The sequence below is a fragment of the Pseudomonas sp. REP124 genome (assembly GCF_020164475.1).
Taxonomy (GTDB): Bacteria; Pseudomonadota; Gammaproteobacteria; order Pseudomonadales; family Pseudomonadaceae; genus Aquipseudomonas.
Genome location: NZ_JAIQWX010000271.1, coordinates 1 through 3,256, shown reverse-complemented (window position 1 = coordinate 3,256; position 3,256 = coordinate 1). Strand labels below are relative to the sequence as shown.

At 62.4% G+C, this 3,256-nt stretch carries 4 protein-coding genes; 1 reads left to right on the top strand and 3 read right to left on the bottom strand.

Annotation, left to right across the window (positions count from 1 at the left end; genetic code table 11):
* The 3 genes from K9857_RS30085 to K9857_RS30075 form a co-directional block, all read right to left on the bottom strand.
* Nucleotides 1-586, bottom strand: a 586-nt coding sequence (locus tag K9857_RS30085) for a YggT family protein (protein ID WP_224542178.1), incomplete at its 3' end; no start/stop codon positions are given.
* 24 nt (nucleotides 587-610) lie between these two features.
* Nucleotides 611-1,429, bottom strand: a complete 819-nt coding sequence (proC, locus tag K9857_RS30080) for a pyrroline-5-carboxylate reductase (RefSeq protein ID WP_224542176.1) — start codon at nucleotides 1,427-1,429, stop codon at nucleotides 611-613.
* Nucleotides 1,430-1,450: 21 nt separating this feature from the next.
* Nucleotides 1,451-2,137, bottom strand: a complete 687-nt coding sequence (locus tag K9857_RS30075) for a YggS family pyridoxal phosphate-dependent enzyme (RefSeq protein ID WP_224542173.1) — start codon at nucleotides 2,135-2,137, stop codon at nucleotides 1,451-1,453.
* Nucleotides 2,138-2,223: 86 nt separating this feature from the next.
* Between K9857_RS30075 and K9857_RS30070 the strand changes: the two genes are divergently transcribed.
* Nucleotides 2,224-3,256 (top strand): type IV pilus twitching motility protein PilT (locus K9857_RS30070; protein ID WP_224542171.1); only part of this gene is annotated, 1,033 nt, incomplete at its 3' end.

The window sequence follows — 3,256 nt, the reverse complement described above, 5'->3', positions numbered from 1 at the left end:
AGATCAGGCCAAACAGCTCACGCGGCATCAGCGCGTACATCGCCAGGCGCGGGATCAGCCAGCTTTGCAGCAATTGCAGCGCGATGAAGGCGAAGATCGGCGAGATGTCGAGGCCGCCCAGGTTCGGGATGATCCGGCGGAACGGCGCCAGGACTGGCTCGGTGATCTGCTGCACCAGCTCTGCGCCAGGGTTGTGGCTGCCAGGAGCGACCCAGGACAGGATCACGCTGATGATCATTGCCCAGAACAGGATCTTCAGGAACAGCGCGAAGATGCCGATCAGCGCCCATGGCACCAGGAACAGCGCGTTCACTTCATAACCCTGCAGCAGCAGAATCACCGCGAACAGCGCCATTTGCACCAGCAGGGCCAGCACCAGCGACGACATGTCCAGACCGAACATGCTCGGGATCACCCGGCGCAGAGGTTTGAGCAAGGGTTGCGTGGCGCGCACGATGAATTGGCAGAGCGGGTTGTAGAAGTTCGCCCGCACCAGTTGCAGGATGAAGCGCAACAGCACGATCAGCAGATACAGGCTGCCCAGGGTTTGAATCACGAAAATGGCAGCGTCATTGAGTCCGAGCATTATTGATTCCTTTTTAAGAGCTGATTAGCGGCCGAGTTGCTCAGCCATCTCGGCGGAACGGTGTGCGGCGGCGCCCAGTGCTTTTTCCACCAGTGTTTCGAAGCCGTCAGCCTGGAACGATTTGATGGCCGCTTCCGTGGTGCCTGCTGGCGAAGTCACGCGGCGACGCAGTTCAGCTGCGTCGACATCGCTGGACACCGCCATGTGCGCGGCGCCCAGAGCGGTCTGCAGGGTCAGTTGCGCGGCGATGTCCGCTGGCAGGCCGAGTTTCACGCCGGCAGCGGTCATGGCTTCGATCAGCAGGAAGAAGTAGGCAGGGCCGGAACCGGACACTGCGGTCACCGCGTCCAGTTGCTGCTCCTCGTCCAGCCACAGGGCGATGCCCACGGCCGACAGCAGTTCCTGGGCTTGCTGGCGCTGTTCGGCGCTCACCTGGGCTGTGGCGAACAGACCGCTAACGCCCTGGCGCAGCAGCGCAGGGGTGTTGGGCATGCAGCGCACGATCGGCTGGGCGCCGAGCCAGCTGTTCATGCTGGCGCAGGTGATGCCCGCGGCGATGGAAACCACCAACTGGCCCGGCGTCAGACTTGGGCGAATGGCTTCGCAGACGGTCTTCATCGCCTGCGGCTTGACCGCCAGTACCACCACGTCGGCCTCTTGAATGGCCTGGGCGTTGTCGGCGAACACTTCGATGCCGTGCTCGGCGCTCACGCGGGCGCGGGTTTCTTCACCCGGATCGCTGGCGCGGATCTGCGCGGCGTCCAGGCCCTTGGCCCGCAGGCCGCCGATCAGGCTGGCGGCCATGTTGCCGGCACCGATAAAGGCAATACGCGTCTTGCTCATGTCAGGTCCTTATAAATGGGGTCACGGGTGACCGTAGTCGCGAGCGCCGAACAGGGCCGTACCGATACGAACCCAGGTCGCGCCCTGGGCAATGGCCGACTCGAGGTCGTGGCTCATACCCATGGAAAGTGTGTCGAGTGGCAGATTCAGGCTGGCTTGCAAACTTTGTACGGCAGCGAAGGCGGCGTCCTGTTCGGCGCGGTCGTCCGTCGGCTCGGGAATGGCCATCAGCCCGCGCAGTTTGAGACGCGGCAGGGCGTTGATGGCGTTGGCCAGGGCCGGCAGGTCGGCTGGGGTGCAGCCGGACTTGCTGGCTTCACCGCTGACGTTGACCTGGATGCAGATGTTCAAAGGTGGCAGATCGGCGGGGCGTTGCTCGGACAGGCGTTGTGCGATTTTCAGACGATCCACGGAGTGCACCCAGGCGAAGTGCTCGGCGATTGCGCGAGTCTTGTTCGACTGAATGGGGCCGATGAAGTGCCAGATCAAGGGCAGGTCGGCCAGTTCGAGCTGCTTGGCCAGTGCCTCTTGCAGGTAGTTTTCGCCGAAGTCGCGCAGGCCGGCGGCATAGGCTTCACGCAGGTCCTGCGGGGGCTTGGTCTTGCTCACGGCCAGCAGCTGGACGCTGTGTTCATCACGGTTGGCGGCGAGGGCGGCGGCGCGGATGCGCGAACTAACCAGTTCAATGTTGTCTGCTATGGTGGACATTCAAGAGGCGCCAGCGGGTCTGAGGTTGGCGGCATTCTACTGGAATTGAGAGCTTCTGGATTGGGGCTTCTGGAACGAGAGGTGTTATGGATATCACTGAGCTGTTGGCGTTCAGCGCCAAGCAGGGCGCTTCCGACTTGCACCTGTCCGCCGGCCTGCCGCCGATGATCCGCGTCGACGGCGACGTGCGACGCATCAACCTGCCGGCGCTGGATCACAAGGAAGTGCAGGCGCTGATCTACGACATCATGAACGACACCCAGCGCGTGGATTTCGAAAAGAACCTGGAAACCGATTTTTCCTTCGACGTGCCCGGCGTGGCGCGTTTCCGGGTCAATGCCTTCAACCAAAGCCGCGGTGCCGGCGCGGTGTTCCGTACCATCCCGTCGAAGATCCTGAGCATGGACGATTTGGGCATGGGCGACGTGTTCCGCAAGATGACTGACGCGCCCCGTGGCCTGGTGCTGGTGACCGGGCCGACTGGCTCTGGCAAGTCCACCACCTTGGCGGCGATGATCGATTACCTGAACAACCATCGCCATCACCACATCCTCACCATCGAAGACCCGATCGAGTTCGTCCACGAATCGCGCAAATGCCTGATCAATCAGCGTGAAGTCCACCGCGATACCCGCAGTTTCGCCACCGCCTTGCGTTCGGCCCTGCGCGAGGATCCGGATGTGATTCTGGTAGGTGAGATGCGTGATCTTGAAACCATTCGCCTGGCGCTGACAGCTGCCGAAACCGGGCACCTGGTGTTCGGCACGCTGCACACCACGTCGGCGGCGAAAACCATCGACCGGATCGTGGATGTGTTTCCGGGGGACGAAAAGTCCATGGTGCGCTCGATGCTTTCAGAATCGCTGCTGGCGGTGGTGTCTCAGACGCTGGTGAAGAAAATCGGCGGAGGGCGGGTTGCGGCCCACGAGATCATGCTCGGTACATCGGCGATCCGTAACCTGATCCGCGAGGACAAGGTGGCGCAGATGTACTCATCGATTCAGTCGGGCGGGTCGCTGGGGATGCAGACGCTGGATATGGGCCTGAAGGACCTGGTGAACCGGGGATTGGTCACCCGCGAACAGGCGCGGGAGAAGGCGCGGACGCCGGATAACATTT